Below are 21,759 nucleotides of genomic sequence, written 5' to 3' on the forward strand. Positions count from 1 at the left end.
AGGTGACTGCCTCGGTTTGAAGTCCGCTGCCTCCACCAGACACGATGGGAACCCTCCCCCGCTTGCGGGGGAGGGAGCGGTGCTGGCGTAATTTAAGGCCCCTCACCCCGAGTTGCGCAGGCCCGCCGAGATGCCGTTGATGGACAGCTGGATGCCGTGCAGCACCTTGTCGTCGCCGGAATTGGCGCGGTGCTGGCGCAACAGCTCGATCTGCAGATGGTTCAGCGGATCGAGATAGGGGAAGCGGTTGCGGATGGAGCGGTCGAGCAGCGGGTTGTCCTCCAGCAGCTTCTGCTGGCCCATGATGGCGAGGACATATTTGATGGTGCGCTCGTATTCGGCGCGGATGCGGCCGAAGATCTGGGTGCGCAGCTCCACGTCCGGCACCAGTTCCGCATAGCGCGAGGCGATGGCCAGCGACGACTTCGACAGCACCATGTCCATGTTGGAGAGCTGGGTGCGGAAGAACGGCCATTCGCGATACATGGCCTGAAGGAACGACAGGCCATAGTCCGGCCGCCGCTCGGCAAAGGCTTCCACCGCCGAGCCGAAGCCGTACCAGGCCGGCAGCATCAGCCGGCACTGGGCCCAGGAGAACACCCACGGAATGGCCCGCAGCTTCTCGATGGATCGCGTCTTCGCCCGCGAGGCCGGGCGCGAGCCGATGTTCAGCGTGGCGATCTCGCTGATCACCGTGGAGGACCAGAAATAATCCTCGAACCCCTCGGTCTCGTAGACGAGGTTGCGGTAGGCGCCGAAGGCGGTATCCGAGATTTCCTCCATGGCGCTGAGGAATTCGGTGCGCGGGGCATTGTACTGGGGCTGGAGCAGGGAGGCTTCCAGAGTCGCCGAGACCAGGATCTCCAGGTTGCGCCGGCCCATGTCCGGGTTGGAATATTTGGAGGCGATGATCTCGCCCTGCTCGGTGATGCGGATCTGCCCGTTCACCGCCCCGCCCGGCTGGGCGAGGATGGCATCGTAGCTCGGCCCGCCGCCGCGCCCCACCGAGCCGCCCCGGCCGTGGAACAGGCGCAGGCGCACATTGTGGGCGCGGAACACCTCGATGAGGCCGATCTCGGCCTTGTACAATTCCCAGCCGGAGGTGACGAAGCCGCCATCCTTGTTGCTGTCGGAATAGCCGAGCATCACTTCCTGCTCGTCGCCGCGGCTCGTCACCAGCTTGCGATAGGCCGGGATGGAGAGCACCCGGTCCATCACCCTGGCGCAGACCTGAAGATCGCCGATGGTCTCGAACAGCGGGATGATGTTGAGCGCCGTGGTGCCGTCGGCGGTGACGAGGCCCACCTCCTTCAGCAGCAGCGCCACTTCCAGCAGGTCGGAGACGCCCTCGGCCTTGGAGATGATGCAGTTGGGGATGACCGCGCGCCCCAGCGCGCGGTGCGCCTCGGCGGCCATGCGCAGGATGGCGAGCTCCGACTGGGTCTCCTCCGCATAGGCGAGGAAGGGCGAGGCCAGCGGGCGGGCGGTGGCCAGCTCCTGCAGCAGGAGGGCGATGCGCGCCTCCTCGTCGAGGCCGACGTAATTGGTGCCGGGGGCCACCTTCTCGAACAGGTCGGCCACCACGCGCTCGTGCACGTCGGAGTTTTGCCTGAGGTCGATGCAGGCGAGGTGGAAGCCGAAGCAGTCCACCGCCCGCCGCAGCAGCCGCAGCCGCCCGCGCGCCAGCACCTTCGATCCATTGTCGCAGAGCGAGGCATAGATGATGTCGAGGTCGGCCTTCAGCGCGGCGGCGTTCTCGTAAGGGGCGAGGCCGCCGGCCTCCTCCGCCTCAACGCCTTCCGGCGCCTCGCCCTTCAGGTGGTGGGCGGTGATCCGCAACCGACCGAGCACATAGGCAAGCGCCAGGCGGTAGGGCTCCTCGCGGTGCTCCTGGGAGCGGTCGGGAGAGCGGGCGGCCAGTTCCGCCAGCTCCGGCGAGACCTTGATGAGCCGCGCGCCGAGGGAGAGTTCGGCACCCAGCGCGGTCAGCTCCTGCTCGTAATGGGCAAGGATGCGGTCGCGGTGGACGCGAACCGTCTCCTTCAGCACGTCGGCGGTGACGAAGGGATTGCCGTCGCGGTCGCCACCGATCCAGCTGCCGATGCGCAGGAATGAAGGTAGCGCTACCTCGGAGCCGCCCTGCGAGACGTGGTCCTCGATGGAGCAGTAGAGGCGCGGCAGCTCGGTGAGGAAGGTGTAGTCATAATAGGACAGGCCGTTGGCCACCTCGTCCAGCACCGTCAGCTTGATGCGGCGCAGCAGCGCGGTCTGCCACAGGGTGAGCACGGCGCGGCGCAGCGTTTCCTCGTCCTGCTCCTGCTCCGCCGGGGTGGGCACCACGCGCTCGCGGCGGTCCAGCAAAGCTGCGATTTCCATCTCGCGGTTGAGGGTGCTCTTGCGGCGCACCTCGGTCGGGTGGGCGGTGAGCACCGGGCTGATGTGCGCGCCCGAGAAGAAGTCGGTGAGCTGCTGCGGCCCGATGCCCAGCGCCTCGGCGCGGGCGAGGGAATAGGCAAGGCTTCCCGCCCGCGGCGCCGAGCCGGCGATGGCGTGGGCGCGGTTGCGGCGGATATGGTGCTCGTCCTCGGCGATGTTGGCGAGGTGGGAGAAATAGCTGAAGGCGCGGATGATATCGACGGCGCGCTGGGACGAGAGCTGCTCCAGCAGGCCGCCCAGCTCCTTGCGGGCCGCCTCGTCGTCGTCGCGGTGGAAGCGGATGGAGGTCTGGCGGATGCGCTCCACCAGCTCGAACACCTCCTCGCCCTCCTGCTCGCGCACCGTATCGCCGAGAATCCGCCCCAGCAGGCGAATATCCTCGCGCAGGGGCCGATCCTTCACTTCCTCGTCGCCCGGCGCCTCAATGGACCAAACCGCACTCGTCATCTGGCAACCCTTCCCCCGGAGCGGATCGCAACCGCTTTTCGACCTTAGTCTTACGGAATTTGTGCAGGAGCGAAAGAGCAACGCAGCGGCACAACACTGTTGCTTCTGCACGCTTGAGAGGCAGGTTCCGGCGCTGCCCTTGCGCCAGCACAGGCCGATCCGGCATGGCTGGCCCGCGGCTCCCGCGCTTGCACGCCGCGGCGCGGCGGGGGTACAGCCGGGAGCCGACCGGCGGCATGGCCATGCCATACCGCCTGACGGGTCGCTCGCCCGCGATTCGCGCGGGCGGCGCAGGTGCCCCCTCCTCCCACGCCAGACAGCCCGATGCCCCTGACCCCCGACGCGCTCCTCGACCTGCTTGCCAACAACGGCATTCCCGCCACCACCCATGCCCATCCGCCGGTGCATACGGTGGCCGAATCCCAGGCCCTGCGCGGTGACATTCCCGGCGCCCACACCAAAAACCTGTTCCTGCGCGACGGGAAGAAGACCTATTTCCTCGTGGCCATCGCCGAGGACACGCCGGTGAACCTCAAGGCGCTGAAGGGGCCGCTGGGGGCCAAGGGCTCGCTCTCCTTCGGCTCGGCGGAGGCGCTCTACGAGCATCTCGGCGTGCTGCCGGGATCGGTGACCCTGCTCGCCGCGGCCAATGACACGGCCGGGCTGGTGAAGGTGGCCATCGACGCCGAGCTGCTACGCGCCGAGGCAGTGGGCTGCCACCCCCTCACCAATGAGCGCACCACCGTGCTCACCCCGGCAGCCCTGCGCGCCTTCTTCAAGCTCACCGGCCACGAGGTGATGGAGCTGGAGATCCCCCCGCCCGGCACCGAGCCGTGAAGCGCGTCAGCCGGCACAGGCCTTCATGACGGTTTCGTCGGAGCCGGCCTGCGCCAGGAGGGTGCGCAGATCCACGTCCTGGATCAGCGGCACGAAGTTTCCGCCGGGCTTCAGCCGCAGGTAGGTGCTGAGCGGCAGCGGGCCGGACGGCAGCATCCCCCGCACGCAGCCCTCCGCGGACACGGCGAGGGAGCCGTGGAGGCGGCGCCCCTTGGCAAGCTCGTCCGACTTGAGCGCCAGCGCCTCGCCGCGGGCCGCCTCGAGCTTGCGCCGCCCCTCGTCGGTCAGGCGGAACACGGTGATGCGCTGCCCCTCGCGCTCCTCTTCCTTCAGGGCGGCGAGCGCCCTCGGGTCAACCTCTACCTCCAGCAACGCCTGGACGGTAGTCTTGCGACCCTCCTCGCCCTGGCGCCAATAGGACATGATCACGAACGCGCCGCCGGGCACCGGCGCGATCTCCTTGGGCGCCCGCACGGCGGCGCGCAGCACCGAGAGATCCGCCGTATCGAGATCAAGGCTCGCCAGCTGCGGCAGACTGCTGACGGGAACATGCGAGCAGGCGCCGACGGACAGGGCCAGCGACAGCAGGAGCAGGGAGCGGCGGACGAAGGCACGGCCGAGACGCATATCTATTCTCATTAAAGATTGCATTATTATTGTTTTACGATAAATTTTGATTGCGTCAAGGAAAGCCCTCTCATGTCTCCTCCGCCCCTCGACCCCCGCCTCGATCGCGTCGTGCGTCTCGGCCGTGCCCTCTCCCTGGCCACCCTCGTGGTGGTGCTGCTGCTGGTGGCATCCGGCCTCGGCATCTGGCTGCGTCCGGCCCTCGTGGAGCAGATGGTGGTGCCGCGCCTCGGGCTCGCCGGGCACCAGGTCTCGCTCGACGGCGCGAGCCTGTGCGCGGGCCTCGTCATCTCCGCCGTGCCGCTCGGCATCCTGACCTATGGATTGCTGCAGGTCCGCCAGATCTTCCGCGACTTCGGACGTGGCGAGCTCATCTCGCAGATGCTGGCGCACCGCCTCGAACGCTTCGGAGCGGCGGTTGCCGTCCAGGGACTGATCAGCCCGTTCACCGGCGCGGCGCTGAGCGTCGCACTCACCCTGGGCAATCCCCCCGGCGAACGCGCCCTCGCCGTGTCGCTGTCGAGCCACGACGTGGTGGCGGTGATCGTCGGGCTGCTGATCATCGGGGTCGGCGCGGTCATGCGCGAGGCGGCGCGAATCGCCGAAGAAAATGCAAGCTTCGTCTAAAGCGTTTTCCGCTCGCCCCGGCTCACGGCAATCGCTCTAGATTTTTGTTCTAACGCGTTTTCTTCACGCGAACCGGTATCCACTTCGCTCGAAAACGCTCTGATGCGAAGGGCTATGGGAGCAACATGCCCATCATCGTCAATCTCGACGTCATGCTGGCGCGCCGCAAGATGCGCTCGCGCGAGCTTGCCGAGCGCATCGGCATCACCGAGCAGAACGTCTCGCTGCTGAAGTCGGGCAAGGTGCGGGGTGTGCGGTTCGACACGCTGGCGCGCATCTGCGAGACCCTCGGCTGCCAGCCGGGAGACATCCTGGAATATGTGCCGGGGCCGGAAGAGGAGGCGGAGTAGCTCCGCCGCGCCGGCGATCACCGCGCGATGGAATCATAGGCCTTCTGGGCGGCGAGCACGGCGTCCATGTTGGCCTCGGCCCAGTGGGCGAGGGCGGCGACGGTGTCGGTGAGGGTGCGGCCGAGGCCCGTGAGGGCATATTCCACCGTCACCGGCACGGTGGGGAACACCTGCCGCGAGATCAGCCCGTCCCGCTCCAGCTTCTTCAGGGTCTGCGACAGCACCTTCTGCGAGATGCCGGCGATGTCGCGCCGCAAATGATTGAACCGGACCGGGCCATCCCGCAGCCGGTCGAGGATCAGCAGCGCCCATTTGTCCGCCAGCCGGTCCAGCACCATCCGGGTGGGGCAGCGATCCTGATAGACGTCGTAGGGCAGATCCATGGTCCCTCCACCCGGTGGCCGGTTTCCCGGCGGTGACCATGTGAGCTTCAGGTGCTCTCTTTCGGGCCACCGGCAGGGCCTGTATGTATCCCCCCGATACGTGGTTTCCAATAGAAACCCATCCGGCAGCATTTCGGGAGCAGGACATGAGCGACGCGATTCTGGTGATCGGGGCCACCGGCAATGTGGGGCGCCCCCTGGTTGAGGCGCTCAAGGCGCGCGGCGCGCGGGTGAAGGCCGCCTCGCGCTCGGGCAAGGCGGTGGACGGGGCCGAGGGCGTCGCCTTCGATATCGCCGATCCCGCCACCTTCGGCCCGGCCTTCGACGGGGTGACAAGCGCGTTCGTGATGCTGCCCACCGGGTCCACCGATCCCAAGGGCCAGATCCTGCCGCTGATCGAGGCCGCGGCCGCCCGCAAGGTGAAGGTGGTGTTCCAGAGCGTGCTCGGCGCAGATGCGGATGAAGCCATCCCCTACCGGCAGGTGGAGCGGGCGCTGGAGGCGTCAGGCACGCCTTACGTGATCCTGCGGCCCAACTGGTTCGCGGACAATTTCCACACCTTCTGGAAGGCCGGCCTCGACCACGGCGTCATCGCCTTGCCGGCGGGCGCGGGCAAGTCCAGCTTCATCGATACCCGCGACATCGCCGAAAGCGCCGCGGCGGTGCTGACCTCCGACCGCTTCGACGGCCGCGCCTTCAATCTCACCGGACCTGAGGCGCTGGGCTATGGGGAGGCGGCGGCGATCCTCGCCAAGGTCATCGGCAGGCCGGTCGCCTACACCCCCATCGACGACGACACTTTCGTCGGCATCCTTGTGGGCGCCGGCGTGCCGCAGGACTATGCCCGCTTCCTCGCCACCATCTTCGTGCCGGTGCGCGAGGGCTGGACCGCCGCCGTCACCCCCGACGTGGAGACGCTGACCGGCCACGCGCCCCGGTCTCTGGAAACCTATGCGAAAGACAGCGCCGACCGGCTGAAATAGGCGCCGCGAGCGGCGCCCGCCGGCCTCACAGCTCCATGCGGTACCGGACGAAATCGTCGGCCTCGACAAAGGCGTCATAGAGCCGGCGCGCCGGGTTGTCCTGGCGGGTGTGCCAGTACAGGCGCGACCAGCCCCTCTCCTTGCCGAGGCTGACGAGGTCCGCGATCAGGCGGCGGCCGATGCCGAGGCCCCGGCAGGCTGGATCGACGAACAGGTCCTCCAGATAGCAGACCGGGGCCGCGACCCAGGTGCCCTCATGCAGGACGCTGATGGAGAAGCCGGCCAGCCCCCCGTCGCGCCGGGCGACGCGGCCCAGCAGGGGGGACGCAGGATCAAGGATGCGCTGCCACGTGTGGTCGGTGATCTGCGGGGCCACATTCGCCTCATAGAAGGCGTTGTAGCCTGCCCAGAGCCGGCGCCAGTCGGCCTCGTCGCCGGGCAGGGCATCCTCGATCACCACGGCCCCGCTCATAGTCCGCGCCCCACCGACGGTTCGCCTCCCCCCTCCCCGGCCCATACAGGGCCGGAGACGGGACCGGCCTCAGTTCCCGCCGTCGAGCAGGCGGCGGGCGATCACCTGCGCCTGGATCTCGGCCGCGCCCTCGAAGATGTTGAGGATGCGCGCGTCGCACAGGATGCGCGACACCGGATATTCCAGCGCGAAGCCGTTGCCGCCGTGGATCTGCAGCGCATTGTCCGCCGCCGCCCAGGCCACGCGGGCGCCCAGCAGCTTGGCCATGCCGGCCTCAAGATCAGTGCGGCGCCCCTCGTCCTTGGCGCGAGCGGCAAAGTAGGTGATCTGGCGGGCGATCATGGTCTCCACCGCCATCATCACGATCTTGTCGGCGACGCGGGGGAAATGGATCAGCGCCTTGCCGAACTGCACGCGCTCCTCGGCATATTTCAGGCCCACCTCCATGGCCGCCTGGGCCACGCCCACGGCGCGGGCGGCGGTCTGGATGCGGGCGCTCTCGAAGGTGGTCATGAGCTGCTTGAAGCCCTGCCCCTCCTCGCCGCCCAGCAGGTTGGCCGCCGGCACGGTGAAGCCGTCGAAGCCGATCTCGTATTCCTTCATGCCGCGATAGCCGAGCACCTCGATCTCGCCGCCGGTCATGCCCTCGGCGGGGAACGGGTTCTCATCCGAGCCGCGCGGCTTCTCGGCGAGCAGGATGGACAGGCCCTTGTAGCCGGGCTCGGCCGGATTGGTGCGCACCAGCAGCGTCATCACGTCGGCGCGGACGGGATGGGTGATCCAGGTCTTGTTGCCAGAGACCTTATAAACGTCGCCGTCCTTCACCGCGCGGGTGCGGAGCGATGCCAGGTCCGAGCCGGTGTTGGGCTCGGTGAACACTGCCGTGGGCAGGATCTCGCCGGCCGCGAGCTTGGGCAGGTAATGGGCCTTCTGGTCGTCGGTGCCGCCGGCGAGGATCAGCTCCGCCGCGATCTCCGAGCGGGTGCCCAGCGAGCCGACGCCGATATAGCCGCGCGACAGCTCCTCGGTGACCACGCACATGGCCTCCTTCGGCAGGCCAAGGCCGCCGAACTCTTCGGGAATCGTGAGGCCGAACACGCCCATCTCGGAGAGGTGGGTGATGATCTCGATCGGGATATAGTCGTTCTTCAGATGCCATTCGTGGGCGTGGGGGGCCACCTCCGCCTCCACGAAGCGGTGCATCTCGGTGCGCATGGCCTCGGTGGTCTCGTCGAGGCCGGCTTCGCCGATGGTGCCGGTGGGGTGGGCGCCGCGGATGATGTCCGCCAGCGCCGCGCGGCTCGCTGCCGTGTTGCCCTTGGCCGCGAGGGCAGCAATGGCCGGGTCGGCGCGCAGGGCGGCCTCGGTGTCTTCCGAAATGTAGAGGTCGCCGAGCCGGACGATCTCGCCCTGGCTCATGGGAATGCCGCCGAGGATCTGGGCGACATATTCGCCGAGGCCGATCTGCACGATCAGCTTTTCGGTGGCGCCGAACTTGCCCATCTCGGTGAGGCGGTCGGCATAATGCACCAGCTCGCGCACGGAGAAGACGTAGGTTGCGAGCCAGGCGAGGCCGTGGGCGGAGCGCTGCTCGCGCTCCAGCAGCGCGGGGGAGATGCGACCGCCCTCGGTCACCTGCGCCTTCACCAGGGAGGTCGCTTCCGCCAGCAGGGCTTCCAGCCGCGCCGTGGCCGTGCGGCCCAGCGCAACGGCATCCAGGGTGTCGGTGTCGACGGTCTGAAGGGCGGCGCTGGCGCTCATGAAGGCTTTCTCCCCGATTGTGCGTTGCAGAATTGGCTTATCCTTGCCTTGGAACCGGCCCAAAGCAACGCCTGATTACGGCTGCCGTGTGCGCCGCCACAGGCGACGCGGTGCCGGTGACTTAGAGAGGAATTCGGTGGAAGGGTCGATCCGACCTTCTTCCCATGCCCGCCGCTGCACAGACGGAATATTTTTCACTGGAAAATAAATTGTTTCCGCCCGGAAGAATCGCGCCTGCTGCCAAGCTAGCGGATTCTGTTACCGTTCCGCCTCGACCTCGTCGAAGCGGGCGGCAAGGTCTTCCAGGTTTTCCCGCACATGGTTGCAGGCGGAGACTGCCGCGAACAGCGAAGTCAGGGTGTCGGCGCCCGCCGTCTCCAGCACGCCCTCGCCGTTGAGGCGCTCGGCCTCGGCCTCCAGCGCCGCCACCGCCGCCCGCGCGGCCTGCGCCTTTTCCTCCAGCCCTTCCACCGCCAGCCCGTCGAGGCGATCGGCGAGGGCGAGGATATGGCCGTTCAGCCCGGCCACGGCGGCATCCAGGCTCGGGGCGACGCGGGCGGCCACGTCCTTGTCCATGGGCCGGTCGGCACCGCGCAGCAGGATGATCACCGAGTGCCACAGCCGGCGGCAGCCGCGCACCACCGGCGCCGGATCCACCTGCCCGGCCAATCCGCCCACCTGTTCGCGCAGCGCCTCGGCGATGCGCGCGTCGGCGGCGCGCAGGGCCTGGCGGGCGGCGGAATTCAGCCGGTCGAGGGCCGAGGGGTCGAGGCCGCGGCCCAGCAGCCCGTCGCGGCCCAGCTCCAGCAGCCCTGCGTTCAGGCGCAGGGCCTTGGCACAGAAGGGAAACAGCCGCAGCAGCGCCCGCTCGGGCAGGATCAGGATGGACGAGGCCATGCCCACCACCCCGCCCACCGCGATCTCGAACACCCGGTGCAGGCCCGACAGCCACGGCTCCAGGTGGCTGGGATCGGACAGCAGCACGATCACCACCGTCACCGGCGCCAGCTTGTAGCTGGCCGAGCGGGCCGACAGGGTGGCGGTGAAGAACACGGCGACGCCCAGCGCCACATAGGTCAGCGTCGCCGAATTGCCCGCCAGCATGGCCGCCACCACGCCGACCACGCCGCCCACCACGGTGCCCAGCGCCCGGTCGATGGCCACCGTCAGGCTGGCGCCGATGGTGGCCTGCACCACCAGCACCGCGGTGAGCACCGCCCAATAGCCGTTGGGCAGCGCCAGGCCGGTGGCCAGCCCATAGGCCACGAGCCCGGCGAAGGCCGCCCGCAGCCCGAGCTTGAAATGACTGGGGCTCAAGAGGCCGGAGAGCCGCTCCATGAGGCTGGGCGAGGCGGGTCCCGGGTCGGGGCTCGGCATGGTCCTCTCCGCAAACGCTCGGACGCGGCGACGCAGGTGCCGCCTGCCCCGTTCCTATCCCATGGCCCCGCCCTTCGCCAACAGGTGCGGAGTGCACGGAATGCACGCGGGCGCGCAGAGGACGCACAGGAGGCGCGCGGGGCGCGCGCTTGCCAATCGCGGAGGAAAGCCCGATGTGGGAGGAAACGGGAGTCTTTATGCTGCGGCGCATCATCCATATTCCGCTGGATGCGTTCTGGACCTTCGCCGCCGACGACGGCTGGGCGATCGCCAGCCATATCGCCCTGTCGGCGCTGATGTCGCTGTTCCCGTTCCTGATCTTCGTGACTGCGCTGGCCGGCTTCCTCAACCTCCAGCCTTTGGCCAACGAGACCATCCAGCTGATCCTGGAGACCTGGCCCCAGCAGGTGGCCGGGCCGATCTCTCGCGAGATCTACAATGTGGTGAACCAGGTGCGCACCGACGTGCTCACCTATGGCGTGGTGCTCGCCATCTACTTCTCCTCCAACGGCATCGAGAGCCTGCGCATCGGCCTCAACCGCGCCTATGGGGTGAAGGAGATGCGCTCCTGGTACTGGCTCAGGCTGGAATCCATCGGCTACGTGCTGCTGGCCGCCGTCTCCATGCTGGCCCTGTCGTTCCTGGTGGTGCTGGGGCCGCTGCTGTGGCAGGCGGCGGTGGCGCAGGTGCCGGCGCTCAAGCCGTTCTCGGGCGCCATCACCCTGATCCGCTTCGGCGCCACCTCCATCATCCTGGTGGTGTCGCTGGTGGTGGCCCATCTGTGGCTGCCGGCGGGGCGGCGCTCGCTCGCCGAGGTGGCGCCGGGCATCCTCGTCACGCTGGTGCTGTGGCTGGTGGCGGCCACTACCTTCGGCTTCTACCTCGCCGAATTCCCCGCCAATTATGTCACCACCTATGCCGGCCTCGCCTCGGTGATGATCGCCCTGGTCTTCCTGTACCTCACGGCATCCATCTTCGTGTTCGGCGGCGAGCTCAACGCCGCCATCAAGCGCGGCTTTGCCGCCACCCCCGCCGAGGCCGAAGCGGGGGCCACCCCCGTGGAATCCAAGCCGTGAGGGATCTGCTGCCAGAGCTGCGGCCGGACGGGCGCCAGTCGGAGACGGCGCGGGCCGTGCAGCGCGGCGTGCTGCGGCATCTGGCGCTGGCCGGGCTCGCCGGCATTCCGGAATTCGCGCTGGTGACGGGGCGGCGGGCGGACATCCTGGCGCTGGGGCCGAAGGGCGAGATCACCATCATCGAGATCAAGTCGTCGGTGGTGGATTTCCGCACCGACGCCAAGTGGCCGGAATACCGCGCCTTCTGCGACCGGCTGCTGTTCGCCGTGCCGCTCGATTTCCCGATCGAGATCCTGCCGGAGGAGACCGGGCTGCTGGTGGCGGACGCCTTCGGAGCGGAATGCTTGCGCCAGCCGCCGGTGCATCCGCTGGCGCCGGCCACCCGCAAGGCCCTGACCCTGCGCTTCGCCCGCGCCGCCGCCACCCGCCTGGCCGTGCTCTATGACCCGGAGCTGCTCCGGGGGCTGATGTAGCGCGGTTTCCAGCAAACCGGGGCCGGACGCCGCTCCCTCTCCCGCTTGCGGAGGAAGATTCACATCGTTCCCGGTCCCAGCGGCAGCTTTCAAAATGGGACGCGCGCCCCTACCGCAACGCGGCGCGCCGAGTCCCTCCCCTGCGCGGGCCGCTACCGCGGTGCGCGCTTGGCCAGGATCCGCTGGAGGGTGCGGCGGTGCATGGAGAGGCGGCGGGCGGTCTCGGAGACGTTGCGGCCGCACAATTCGTAGACGCGCTGGATATGCTCCCACCGCACCCGGTCGGCGGACATGGGGTTTTCCGGCGGGATCGGCTTGTGGTCGGCGCTGGCGAGTAGCGCGGCCACCACGTCGTCGGCATCCGCAGGCTTCGCCAGATAGTCCACCGCGCCCAGCTTCACCGCCGTCACCGCCGTGGCGATGTTGCCGTAGCCGGTGAGCACGATGGCCCGCGCGCCGGGCCGGTGCCGCTTCAGCGCCGAGATCACGTCGAGCCCGGTGCCGTCGCCGAGGCGCATGTCCACCACCGCATAGGCCGGGGCCGAGGCTTCCACGCGGGCGAGGCCGTCGGCCACCGTCTCCGCCGTGGCCACCTCGAAGCCGCGGGCTTCCATGGCCCGCGCGAGACGCTGCAGGAAGGAACGGTCGTCGTCCACGATCAGAACCGACCGGTCTTCCCCTACGTCGGGCGGCGTCGTCTCATTCATAACGTCTTCCTCAAATCCAGTTCCGGCAGGGCCGGTTACGAACAGAACTGGCTGCGGCTTTCTACGCCGCCTGCCTGGTAGATTAATCCGATCCGCGTCCCTTTGTCGCGTATTCATCCGTCTCGATGGCCAGCGCCTTGCGCGGCCAATGCATGCGGATGACGGCGCCGGTCTCGGGCGGGAAACGGTTCTGGAAGCTCAGGGTCGCCCCGGTCCGCTCGAGTAGGGTCTTGGCAATGAAGAAACCGAGGCCGAGACCGCTTTCGCCGTCCTCTTCCAACCGGTCGCGGGCACGGGATGTCACATAGGGCTGGCCGATGCGCCCGCTCACCTCCGGCGAAAAGCCCGGCCCGTCGTCTGCCACCACGATGTCGAGGCCGGCGAGACTCCACTGGGCGCTGATATCCACCCGCGTGGCGGCGAAATCCACCGCATTCTCCACCAGATTGCCCAGGCCGTAGAGCAGGCCGGGATTGCGGGCGATCACCGGCGCGTCCGGATCGTCCTTCACCTGCACATTGATGGCGATGCCGAAATTGCGGTGCGGCTCCACCACTTCCTCCAGCAGCAGGGCCAGCGGCATGCGATCGAACGGCGCGTCGCCCGAACTTAAGGACGTGAGCTTCTGCAGGATGTCGCGGCAGCGGTTGGCCTGGTCGCGCAACAGCGCCACGTCCTCCGCGAGGGGATCGTTCGCGGTCATGGCGCGCTGCATCTCCTTCACCACCAGGGCAATGGTGGAGAGCGGCGTGCCCAGTTCGTGGGCGGCGGCGGCGGCGAGGCCGTCGATGGCGGACAGGTGCTGCTCGCGCGCCAGCACCAGCTCGGTGGCGGCCAAGGCGTCGGCCAGCTCCCGCGCCTCTTCCGCCACCCGCCAGGCGTGGAGGCCGATGAAGCCCACCGCCACCGACAGGGACACCCAGATGCCGGCGAGATAGAGGTCCGGCAGCACCGGCAGGTTGCCGCCCGCCCAAGGCAGCGGCCGCGCCCACAGGCCCACCGTTCCCGCGCAGGTCACCGCGAGCACGCCCAAAAGCACCGTGGTGCTCCAGGACAGGGCGGTGGAGGAGATCATGACCGGGGCGAGGTACAGCAGCACGAACGGGTTCTTCAGCCCGCCGGTGAGGTAGAGAAGGGCGGTGAGCTGGAGCACGTCGTAGGCGAGCAGCGGCCCGGCGGCGGCATCGCCGAGCCGGCGGGCCACCGGATATTTTACCCGCAGCAGCACGTTCACCAGCGCCGACAGGCCCACCACGGCAAGGCAGGGGGTCAGCGGCAGCGGAAAGCCGAGCCCGAGGTTCACCACCACCAGCGCCAGGATCTGCCCGGACACCGCCAGCCAGCGCAGGCGAATCAGCGTGTCGAGGCGCAGCCCGAAGGAGCGGCCGTGGGGCGGCGTGACGAAGGCGGTGCTCATGAGAGTGCGCCTTTCCGATCAGCGACTTGAAGGCAGTCCGCACGGCATGGAGTCCCTGCATTCCCCAAGGTGATGCAAGGGAACAGTGGCCCAGATACCACAAGCTTGCGCGAAGCGGACTCTATGTCTTTTGTCGGCATTGACCAAACCTGCAAGTGCGCTCACGTTTCGGATAAGGCGCCACCCGTAACGGAGCGCACTAATCGCGAGGAGCGCAGATGGCAATCGGTGAGTTCGCGAGCGCGCTGCGTTTGCCGCGCCAGGGTGACGTCGGCCTGTCGACCCCGCTCTACTGGATGTACGAGATGGGGTACGCCGCGCTCAACCCGTCGCGGGCGGTGGCGGATGCCAGCCGGGCGGTCCTCAACAACCCGATCAATCCGGTGTCCCACACCACCCTCGGCAAGTCCATGGCGGCCGCCTGCGAGCTGTTCGAGCGCACCACGCGACGCTACGGCAAGCCGGACTGGGGCATCACCCACACCACCGTGGGCGGGCAGAAGGTGCCGGTGCACATCAACACCGTGTGGCAGCGCCCGTTCTGCAACCTGCTGCATTTCGAGCGCGCGTTCGAATATCCGCCGCGCGGACCGCAGCCGCGCCTGCTCATCGTCGCCCCGGTGTCCGGCCACCACGCCACTTTGCTGCGCGGCACGGTGGAAGCCATGCTGCCCACCCACGATGTCTATGTCACCGACTGGGTGGACGCCAAGCTGGTGCCCCTCACCGAAGGGCGCTTCAGCCTGTCGGACTATGTGGACTACCTCATCGCCATCTTCCATCGCATGGGCGGTGACTGCCACGTGATGGCGGTGTGCCAGCCGGCGGTGCCGGTGATGATGGCGGTGGCGCGCATGGAGGCGGAGGAAGATCCCTTCGTGCCCAAGTCCATGATCCTCATGGGCGGTCCCATCGACACCCGCGAGGCGCCGACGGCGGTGAATGCCCTCGCCAAGGATCGCGGCATCGACTGGTTCAAGCGCCACGTGCTCACCACCGTGCCGTGGCCCCATGCCGGCGCCATGCGGGAGGTCTATCCCGGCTTCCTGCAGCTGAACGGCTTCATGTCCATGAATCTCGACCGCCACCTCCAGGCCCATTGGGACCTGTTCCACCATCTGGTGCAGGGCGACGGCGATTCGGCCGAGAAGCATCGCGACTTCTACGACGAGTATCTGGCGGTGATGGACCTGACGGCCGAGTTCTATATCGAAACGGTTGAGAACGTGTTCATCACCCACGCCTTGCCGAAGGGCGAGATCCTGCACCATTCCCAGCCGGTGAAGCCCGACGCCATCCACCGCGTCGCGCTGATGACGGTGGAAGGCGAGAAGGACGACATCTCCGGCATCGGCCAGACCAAGGCGGCGCACAAGATCTGCCCGCGCATTCCCGAGGACAAGCGCGCCCATTACGAGCAGCCGGGCGTCGGCCATTACGGCGTGTTCAACGGCTCGCGCTTCCGCTCGGAGATCGCCCCGCGCATCGCCGACTTCATCCTGTCCCAGGAGCTGCCCCGCGGCGCCACCGCCCACGCGCCCAGCGCCCGGCCGGCCCCCGAGGCGGTGGAGGACGGTCCCGACGTGTTTTCCCTCAACACGAATGTGACCGCCTTTTATCCCCGAGTTGCTCCGACTTAGCACTGGCAGGGCGAAGCGAATGGGGGGAAGATGCGGAGGTAACCTCGCCCCGGTTGTCCCCATGCTGTTTCGCCGCCAGGACCCCAGGCCGCCCGCACCACGGGCGGCGGAATGGATCGAGCTGATGCTCGATGACGGGCTGTTGCGCGTGGCGGTACGTCGGCACCCGCAAGCCCGGAGGCTCACCCTGCGTGTGCGCGCCGCCTCCCGGGATGTGACGCTCACCGCCCCGCCCCACGTGCCCCTCGCCTTCGCCCGCGACTTCGTGCAGCGCCAGCGCGAATGGGTGCGCGTGCGCCTGGTGCGCCTGCCGGAAAAGGTGCCGTTCGAGCCCGGCGCGCTCATCCCCATCCACGGCACGCCCCATCGCATCGTCCATTGCCCGCACGCGCGCGGCACCGTCTGGGTGGCGCCGGACGCCGATGGCCAGCCCGCCCTGCATGTGGCGGGCGAGGCGCCCCACCTGGCGCGGCGGGTGCAGGACTACCTCAAACGCGCAGGGCGGCAGGCGCTGGTCGCCGCGGTCAAGCATTATGCGGGCGCGCTGAAGGTGGAGGTGGGCCGCATCACCCTGCGCGATACCGCGAGCCGCTGGGGCTCGTGCTCGGCACGGGGCGACCTGTCCTTCTCGTGGCGGCTCGTCATGGCGCCGCCCTTCGTGCTGGACTATCTGGCCGCCCACGAAGTCGCCCACCGGCTGGAGATGAATCACGGCCCGCGCTTCTGGCGGCTGGTGGAGCAGGTGTGCCCGAACCGCCGGGAGGCCGAAGCCTGGCTGCGCCGCCACGGCTCCGACCTCCACCGCTACGGCGGGGACTAAAGCGTTTTCGAGCGAAGTGGACACCGGTTCGCGTGAAGAAAACGCGTTAACGCAAGGTTCTAGAGCGACTTCCGTGAGCCAAGGCGAGCGGAAATCGCTCTAGGTCCCGCTCAAGCCCTGCCGACCGCTCAGTTCCATTCCTTGCGGCCGAGGGCGAAGCGGCCTGGGCCGGCGGCGAAATAGACCAGCAGGCCGCCGATGATGGCCGCGTTCTTGAAGAAGTGGATCTGCTGGCCGGCGGCTGCGGCCGGATCCGGGATCAGCCAGAACAGGTGCGAGGTGGCGGTGGCGATCACCACGAAGCCGGCCAGCACCACCGCCACGATGCGCGGAATGACGCCGAGGATCAGCAGCAGGCCGCCGCCCACTTCCACCGCGATGGTCAGATAGGCCATCAGGGTCGGCATGGGCACGCCCTTGGCGGCGAGGCTCGCGGCGAAGCCGGCGACGTTGCCGATCTTGCCGATGCCCGCAGGCAGGAACAGGGAGGCCACCAGCAGCCGGCCCGCGAGCAAAGCCAAATCATCAAGAATACGCAAACCCGTTCTCCTCAGCTTACCGCCATAATGACGAAAGGTGAGGCTTGTTAGGAGCGGATCGCGCGCGTGGGCAAGCGCCGGACTGACGCAGCGGAACACTATTTCGTGTGCTCGCCTCCCGACGGCCCGGCGTGCCGTGTCACACCTTCCGCTTCCTCCACCGCAGCGAACAGCAGCCGCGCCGCCACCGGCAGGGCCACCGAAAGGCCTGCGAATCGGAACAAATGGTGGGCGCTCATGAAGGCGGGGTCGTAGCCGAGGGCGAAGCCCAGCGCGGTCATGGCCTCCAGCGCGCCGGGGGCGAAGGCGGTGACGAGCTTGCCGAGATCATCCCCGGTGAGCCAGGCCGCCAGCAGGGCGAACAGGGTGGAGATGCTCACCGCCACCAGGAAGGCCCCCAGCGAGGCGAAGAAATAGGCGCGGATGGTGCCCAGCGTGGTGCCGAGGAAGCGCACCCCCACGCTCGCCCCCAGCACCACGAAGGCGGGTACGATGAAGGCTTGCGGCAGCACGGCGCTGGAGAGGCTGGTGGCGTGCAGCGCCGCGCTGCCGGCAAGCGCGCCGAGGATGAGCCCGCCCGGCACCTTCAGCCATGCCGCGCCGAGCCCGGTGGTGACGCAGACGCCGAGGAGGATCGCCACCTCCAGCGCCGTCGAGACATGGGGCGGCGGCGGCAGGCCACCGGCCGTGAGCCCGGCAGCGCCCAGCACATTGGGCAGGGCCGCCACCAGCAGGAACAGGCGCAGGGACTGGGCGAACGCCACCTTGCGCAGGTCCGCTTTGGTGTCGGCGGCCATGGCCACAACCGTGCCGAAGGCGCCGGGGGCGGAGGCCCAGAAGGCGGTCTCCCGGCTCCAGCCGGCGACGCGATTGAGGAACAGGGCGCCCCCCGCCATGGTGGCGAGCACGCTGGCCCCGAGGCACGCCATGCTCACCGGCCAGGTGGCGGCGCGAGCGAAGGTTTCCGGCGTCAGCGCCGTGCCCATGGAGGTGCCGAGCACGATGAAGGCCAGGAAGCGGATCCATTCGGGCACGGCGATCCGCACCCCCGCCACGGCGAGAGCGATGGACACCACCAGCGCGCCGGAGATCCAGGCCGCGGGCAGGCCCAGGGCGGCGAACACGCCGCCACCGAGGGCGCCCGCCCCCAAGGTTACCGCAGCCGCGACGGCCGACCGCAGCTGATAGGCGAGCGAACTCACGCCGCGCCTGCTCCCGTGAGCCCATCTCCCGTGAGCCGATCTCCCGTCAGCCACGCCACGAGGCGGCGGCTCGCCTCGGCAAGCTGGGCATCGCCCCGGGCGAAGCACAGGCGCATGAAACCTTCCCCGCCGGGACCGAAGGCAGTGCCGGGGGCAAGGCCCACATTGGCTTCGTCCACCAAAGTGAGACCGAGGCTGCGTACGTCGCTCCGGCCCTCGATGCCGAAGAACAGGTAGAAGGCGCCGGGCGGCTTCACCAGATCTACCTTTCCGGTGGCGATCAGCGCGTCGGCGACGAGGTCGCGGCCTTTGCGGGCGCGGGCGATCTGCTGGGCGACGAAATCCTCGCCCTGATCGAGCGCCGCCACCGCGCCGCGCTGCATGAAGGCGGCGACGCCGGAGGTGGAATACTGGATCAGGTTCTCGATCACCTGCCCAAGGCGCGGGTCGGCCTCGATCCAGCCCACGCGCCAGCCGGTCATGGCCCAGTTCTTGGAGAAGGTCTGCACGAACAGGATGTGGTCGTCCTCGTCCATCACATCGTGGAAGGAGGGCGCTCGGGCCTCCTCGCCATAATAGAAACGGCCGTAGATCTCGTCGGCGATGATCCACAGGCCGTGCCGACGGGCCAGCGCCAACACCGCCTTCAGGTCGTCGTGGGTGGCCACGAAGCCGGTGGGATTGGCCGGAGTGTTGAGGAAGATGGCGCGGGTGCGCGGCGTGATCGCCTCCGCCAGCCGCTCATGGTCCAGGCTGAAGCCGTCCTTGCCATAGGCGAAGGGCACGTACACCGGCCGCGCCCCCGCCTTCTGCGCCGCGGCGGCGGCATTGGGCCACGACGGGGAAGGAATGATCACCTCGTCCCCCGCCCCCGCCGCCATGGCCAGCGCGATATGGATCGCCTGCATGCCCGAGCCGGTGACAAAATAGCGGTCCGGATTTTCCGGAACGCCATAGGTGCGCGCCATGTAGCGGGCGATGGCGCCGCGCAGTTCCGGCAGGCCGCGCTGCCAGGTGTAGAAGGTCTCACCCGCGTGCAGCGCCGTCGCGGCGGCCTCGCAGATGAAGGGCGGGGTGGCGACATCCCCCTCCCCGGCCCAGAGCGGGATCATGCCGGGCCGGTCGCGGCCGTAATTCATCACCTCCACGATGCCGCTCTCGGGCAGGGTGCGGATATGGTCGCGCACCCGCTCCAGATAGGGGTCTTCCCCCGCGCCGACGGGCGTCAGCGGCAGGTGGGGGCACGCAGTGGAGGAAGGATCTTCAGGCGTAGGGAACGCACGCGAATTCATGGCAGGCTCGCGGAACGGGGCGATCGGGACAGGCCGCGACTTATAGAGGCTTCGGCGGCGGAGCACCCATCAATTGCGGTGGAGAACCGATCAGCAGCGCTGATGCCAGCCCGCGTGCACCGCTGCAAGGGCGCGCTTGCAAGCCGGGCCATTGTACCGTCGCCCAAGCCAGCCTAAGTGCATGGCGACACTCCCCGATCCGGGACGCGCGGCATCAGGTTCTCGGCGCGCCACGGCTGCCCCAAGGACATCTCAGCATGACCACCAAGATCGACCAGGCCGCCATCGACCGCCTGTTCCTCGAAGCCCGCTCGCAGAACGGCTGGACCGACCAGCCGGTGACCGAGGCGGAAGTCCGCGCCCTCTACGATCTGGTCAAGTATGGCCCCACCTCGGCCAACACCCAGCCCGCCCGCTTCGTCTTCGTTTCCAGCGCCGAGGCCAAGGAGCGCCTGCGCCCGGCCCTGTCGCAGGGCAACCTGAAGGCGCTCGCCGCGCCGGTCATCGCCATCATCGGCTACGACCTCGCCTTCCACGACAAGATCCCCGAGGTGTTCCCGCACAATCCGGGCTTCCGCGATGTCTTCGTGAACAATCCGGCGGCCATCGAGCCCCACGCCTTCCGCAACTCCTCGCTGCAGGGTGCCTATCTCATCCTCGCGGCGCGGGCGCTGGGGCTGGATGTGGGTCCCATGTCCGGCTTCGACGCGGCCAAGGTGGATGCGGAATTCTTCCCCGGCGGCACGGTGAAGACCAATTTCATCGCCGCCATCGGCCACGGCGACCCGGAGAAGGTGATGCCCCGCCTGCCGCGCCTCGCCTTCGCCGACGCCGCGCAGATCGTCTGATACTCATGCCGCTGAGCTTGACTCATCGGCAGGGGCATAAGCCCGCGCGGCGTTTGAGCGACACCCTCTCGGCGCCGGTCAAAGACCGGGGCCGTTGATATGCATGAAAAGGCCCGGCGCGATCCGCCGGGCCTTTTTCCGTCCTCAGTCCTGGCCGGGATCGCCCACGAGGCCGGCGGCGGTGATGCCGGCGAGGGCGCTCGCCTCGTCATTGTCCGAGGTGTCGCCGGAAATACCCACCACGCCGATGATGCTGCCCGCCGCGGAACGGATCAGCACGCCGCCCGGCACCGGGACCAGCGAGCCGCCGATGGCCGAGGTGGCGGCAGAGATGAAGAAGGGCTGGTCCTTGGCCCGCTTGAACAGGGACCGCGACCCCATGCCCAGCGCCAGCGCGCCGTTGGCCTTGCCACGGGCGATCTCGCCGCGATTGAGGCTGGTGCCATCCTCCGCCGCATAGGCCTTGAGCGCGCCGCGGGCATCGAGCACGCACACCGCGAGCGGGTTCATGGCGCCGGCGCGGGCGTGGGCAAGCGCTGCGGCGACGATGGTCTGCGCCGCCTCCAGGCTGAGGTCGGTGGCTGTGCTGGTCATGGGCCTCTCCTTCCGGCATGCGCGCCGCGCGGCCGCCGGTCTTGCGGGAACCGAGAGCCCGTCTTTAGAGCAGATTCGCGTGGCGTTGAATCGCGAAGCGCTGTCGTGACCGGCAATGCAGTCTTGCCGCCGTCGCCTCGCCAATCCCCCCGATGCCGCGCCCCGGCACGATCGGCCGCACCCGACATTTTCCTCCCCCTCGGCGGGGCCGGCATGGCACCATGGGCCGGTCTGCCGGTTCCTCGCGCCCCACGGCGCCCCATCTGGGCCTTCTCGATGCGCCGTCCTTCCCGCCCCCCGGTCCGCCCGGCGCCCCTCCGGCCGCTGCCATGACCACAACGCCGCAACCAACAACGCCCCGCCGCAGCCGGGAGCCCGGCCACCGCCGCAAATTCCTGGTGGTGGTGGACGACACCCCCGAATGCGACCGCGCCATCTATTATGCCGCCCGCCGCGCCGCCGGCACGCAAGGCGGCCTGGTCCTGCTCGGCGTGCTGGAGCTGGAGGGCGTGGCCCAGCAATGGCTTGGCGTCGCCGACCTCATGCGCGCGGAGGCCCATGAGGAGATGGAGGCGCGGCTCCAGAAATTCGTCGCCCGCGCCCGCCAGGTGGCCGGCATCACGCCCGATCTGGTGATCAAGGAAGGGGCCCCGGCCGAGGCCATCGCCCGGGTGATCGCGGAGGATCACGATATCGCCATCCTCGTGCTGGCGGCCGGCGTCGGCAAGGAGGGTCCCGGCCCGCTGGTCACCGTGCTGGCGGCCGGGCATGCGGCGCGGTTCCCGGTGCCCATCACCATCGTGCCCGGCGTGCTCACCGACGCCGAGCTGGACGCCATCGCCTGAGCGCGG

22 protein-coding genes are annotated in these 21,759 nt (G+C 68.8%); 10 read left to right on the forward strand and 12 right to left on the reverse strand.

Annotated elements, in window-relative coordinates:
• Nucleotides 1–102: 102 nt before the first annotated feature.
• On the reverse strand, nt 103–2,883 hold the full coding sequence (gene ppc / locus FZ033_RS06740; RefSeq protein ID WP_149575367.1) for a phosphoenolpyruvate carboxylase: 2,781 nt from the start codon (nt 2,881–2,883) through the stop codon (nt 103–105).
• Nucleotides 2,884–3,207: 324 nt separating this feature from the next.
• Here ppc and FZ033_RS06745 point away from each other — a divergent pair, with 324 nt between their 5' ends.
• Nucleotides 3,208–3,720, forward strand: a complete 513-nt coding sequence (locus FZ033_RS06745) for a prolyl-tRNA synthetase associated domain-containing protein (protein WP_149575368.1) — start codon at nt 3,208–3,210, stop codon at nt 3,718–3,720.
• A gap of 6 nt (nt 3,721–3,726) precedes the next feature.
• Here the strand turns inward: FZ033_RS06745 and FZ033_RS06750 are convergent, their stop codons facing one another.
• Nucleotides 3,727–4,347 carry a hypothetical protein gene (locus FZ033_RS06750; protein WP_149575369.1) on the reverse strand — a complete coding sequence of 207 codons (621 nt, stop codon included), beginning with the start codon at nt 4,345–4,347 and terminating at the stop codon, nt 3,727–3,729.
• Nucleotides 4,348–4,419: 72 nt separating this feature from the next.
• On the opposite strand from FZ033_RS06750, the gene FZ033_RS06755 reads away from it, so the two are divergent.
• Both FZ033_RS06755 and FZ033_RS06760 read left to right on the forward strand, forming a co-directional pair.
• Nucleotides 4,420–4,974 (forward strand): DUF2975 domain-containing protein, encoded by a 555-nt coding sequence (locus tag FZ033_RS06755; RefSeq protein WP_149575370.1) that lies wholly within the window; start codon nt 4,420–4,422, stop codon nt 4,972–4,974.
• A 125-nt stretch (nt 4,975–5,099) separates the two neighbouring features.
• The gene (locus FZ033_RS06760; protein WP_149575371.1) at nt 5,100–5,324 is read left to right on the forward strand and encodes a helix-turn-helix domain-containing protein; all 225 of its coding nucleotides are present in this window, start codon (nt 5,100–5,102) and stop codon (nt 5,322–5,324) included.
• Nucleotides 5,325–5,341: 17 nt separating this feature from the next.
• Here the strand turns inward: FZ033_RS06760 and FZ033_RS06765 are convergent, their stop codons facing one another.
• On the reverse strand, nt 5,342–5,707 hold the full coding sequence (locus FZ033_RS06765; protein WP_149575372.1) for a winged helix-turn-helix transcriptional regulator: 366 nt from the start codon (nt 5,705–5,707) through the stop codon (nt 5,342–5,344).
• A gap of 146 nt (nt 5,708–5,853) precedes the next feature.
• On the opposite strand from FZ033_RS06765, the gene FZ033_RS06770 reads away from it, so the two are divergent.
• Nucleotides 5,854–6,690: an SDR family oxidoreductase gene (locus FZ033_RS06770; RefSeq protein ID WP_149575373.1), complete on the forward strand. Its 837-nt coding sequence runs from the start codon at nt 5,854–5,856 to the stop codon at nt 6,688–6,690.
• A gap of 25 nt (nt 6,691–6,715) precedes the next feature.
• Here FZ033_RS06770 and FZ033_RS06775 read toward each other — a convergent pair whose 3' ends face one another.
• From FZ033_RS06775 to FZ033_RS06785, 3 genes are all read right to left on the reverse strand, one after another.
• Nucleotides 6,716–7,162 carry a GNAT family N-acetyltransferase gene (locus FZ033_RS06775; RefSeq protein WP_149575374.1) on the reverse strand — a complete coding sequence of 149 codons (447 nt, stop codon included), beginning with the start codon at nt 7,160–7,162 and terminating at the stop codon, nt 6,716–6,718.
• 69 nt (nt 7,163–7,231) lie between these two features.
• Nucleotides 7,232–8,923: an acyl-CoA dehydrogenase family protein gene (locus FZ033_RS06780; RefSeq protein WP_149575375.1), complete on the reverse strand. Its 1,692-nt coding sequence runs from the start codon at nt 8,921–8,923 to the stop codon at nt 7,232–7,234.
• Between the two features lie 258 nt (nt 8,924–9,181).
• Nucleotides 9,182–10,300, reverse strand: a complete 1,119-nt coding sequence (locus FZ033_RS06785) for an FUSC family protein (RefSeq protein WP_149575376.1) — start codon at nt 10,298–10,300, stop codon at nt 9,182–9,184.
• A 197-nt stretch (nt 10,301–10,497) separates the two neighbouring features.
• Here FZ033_RS06785 and FZ033_RS06790 point away from each other — a divergent pair, with 197 nt between their 5' ends.
• Nucleotides 10,498–11,376, forward strand: a complete 879-nt coding sequence (locus FZ033_RS06790) for a YihY/virulence factor BrkB family protein (RefSeq protein ID WP_149575377.1) — start codon at nt 10,498–10,500, stop codon at nt 11,374–11,376.
• Entirely contained in the window at nt 11,373–11,849 is a 477-nt protein-coding gene (locus tag FZ033_RS06795) for an MmcB family DNA repair protein (RefSeq protein ID WP_188079351.1), read from the forward strand. Before FZ033_RS06790 ends, FZ033_RS06795 begins: the two co-directional genes overlap by 4 nt.
• Nucleotides 11,850–12,001: 152 nt before the next feature.
• On the opposite strand, the gene FZ033_RS06800 is transcribed toward FZ033_RS06795, so the two are convergent.
• Both FZ033_RS06800 and FZ033_RS06805 read right to left on the reverse strand, forming a co-directional pair.
• A complete protein-coding gene (locus FZ033_RS06800; protein WP_149575378.1) occupies nt 12,002–12,556 on the reverse strand; it encodes an ActR/PrrA/RegA family redox response regulator transcription factor in 555 nt (184 codons plus the stop codon).
• A gap of 82 nt (nt 12,557–12,638) precedes the next feature.
• On the reverse strand, nt 12,639–13,973 hold the full coding sequence (locus tag FZ033_RS06805; protein WP_149575379.1) for an ActS/PrrB/RegB family redox-sensitive histidine kinase: 1,335 nt from the start codon (nt 13,971–13,973) through the stop codon (nt 12,639–12,641).
• A 218-nt stretch (nt 13,974–14,191) separates the two neighbouring features.
• Between FZ033_RS06805 and FZ033_RS06810 the strand changes: the two genes are divergently transcribed.
• Together FZ033_RS06810 and FZ033_RS06815 are read left to right on the forward strand one after the other, a co-directional pair.
• Nucleotides 14,192–15,613 (forward strand): polyhydroxyalkanoate depolymerase, encoded by a 1,422-nt coding sequence (locus FZ033_RS06810; protein WP_149575380.1) that lies wholly within the window; start codon nt 14,192–14,194, stop codon nt 15,611–15,613.
• 61 nt (nt 15,614–15,674) lie between these two features.
• Nucleotides 15,675–16,433, forward strand: coding sequence for a M48 family metallopeptidase (locus FZ033_RS06815; protein ID WP_232847355.1), 759 nt, complete (start codon nt 15,675–15,677; stop codon nt 16,431–16,433).
• Between the two features lie 128 nt (nt 16,434–16,561).
• On the opposite strand, the gene FZ033_RS06820 is transcribed toward FZ033_RS06815, so the two are convergent.
• From FZ033_RS06820 to FZ033_RS06830, 3 genes are all read right to left on the reverse strand, one after another.
• Nucleotides 16,562–16,972: a DoxX family protein gene (locus FZ033_RS06820; RefSeq protein WP_149575382.1), complete on the reverse strand. Its 411-nt coding sequence runs from the start codon at nt 16,970–16,972 to the stop codon at nt 16,562–16,564.
• A 98-nt stretch (nt 16,973–17,070) separates the two neighbouring features.
• Nucleotides 17,071–18,174, reverse strand: a complete 1,104-nt coding sequence (locus FZ033_RS06825; RefSeq protein WP_188079352.1) for an AbrB family transcriptional regulator — start codon at nt 18,172–18,174, stop codon at nt 17,071–17,073.
• Nucleotides 18,171–19,466 (reverse strand): pyridoxal phosphate-dependent aminotransferase, encoded by a 1,296-nt coding sequence (locus tag FZ033_RS06830; protein WP_149575384.1) that lies wholly within the window; start codon nt 19,464–19,466, stop codon nt 18,171–18,173. The genes FZ033_RS06825 and FZ033_RS06830 overlap by 4 nt, the downstream gene beginning before the upstream one ends.
• Before the next feature lie 257 nt (nt 19,467–19,723).
• On the opposite strand from FZ033_RS06830, the gene FZ033_RS06835 reads away from it, so the two are divergent.
• Complete coding sequence (locus FZ033_RS06835) at nt 19,724–20,314, forward strand: malonic semialdehyde reductase (protein ID WP_149575385.1); 591 nt, start codon at nt 19,724–19,726, stop codon at nt 20,312–20,314.
• Nucleotides 20,315–20,458: 144 nt separating this feature from the next.
• On the opposite strand, the gene FZ033_RS06840 is transcribed toward FZ033_RS06835, so the two are convergent.
• Nucleotides 20,459–20,908 carry a GlcG/HbpS family heme-binding protein gene (locus FZ033_RS06840; protein ID WP_149575386.1) on the reverse strand — a complete coding sequence of 150 codons (450 nt, stop codon included), beginning with the start codon at nt 20,906–20,908 and terminating at the stop codon, nt 20,459–20,461.
• 329 nt (nt 20,909–21,237) lie between these two features.
• Here FZ033_RS06840 and FZ033_RS06845 point away from each other — a divergent pair, with 329 nt between their 5' ends.
• The gene (locus FZ033_RS06845) at nt 21,238–21,753 is read left to right on the forward strand and encodes a universal stress protein (RefSeq protein ID WP_149575387.1); all 516 of its coding nucleotides are present in this window, start codon (nt 21,238–21,240) and stop codon (nt 21,751–21,753) included.
• The last annotated feature ends 6 nt before the right edge of the window (nt 21,754–21,759 follow it).

The organism is Xanthobacter oligotrophicus (assembly GCF_008364685.1).
GTDB classification, from domain to species: domain Bacteria; phylum Pseudomonadota; class Alphaproteobacteria; order Rhizobiales; family Xanthobacteraceae; genus Xanthobacter; species Xanthobacter oligotrophicus.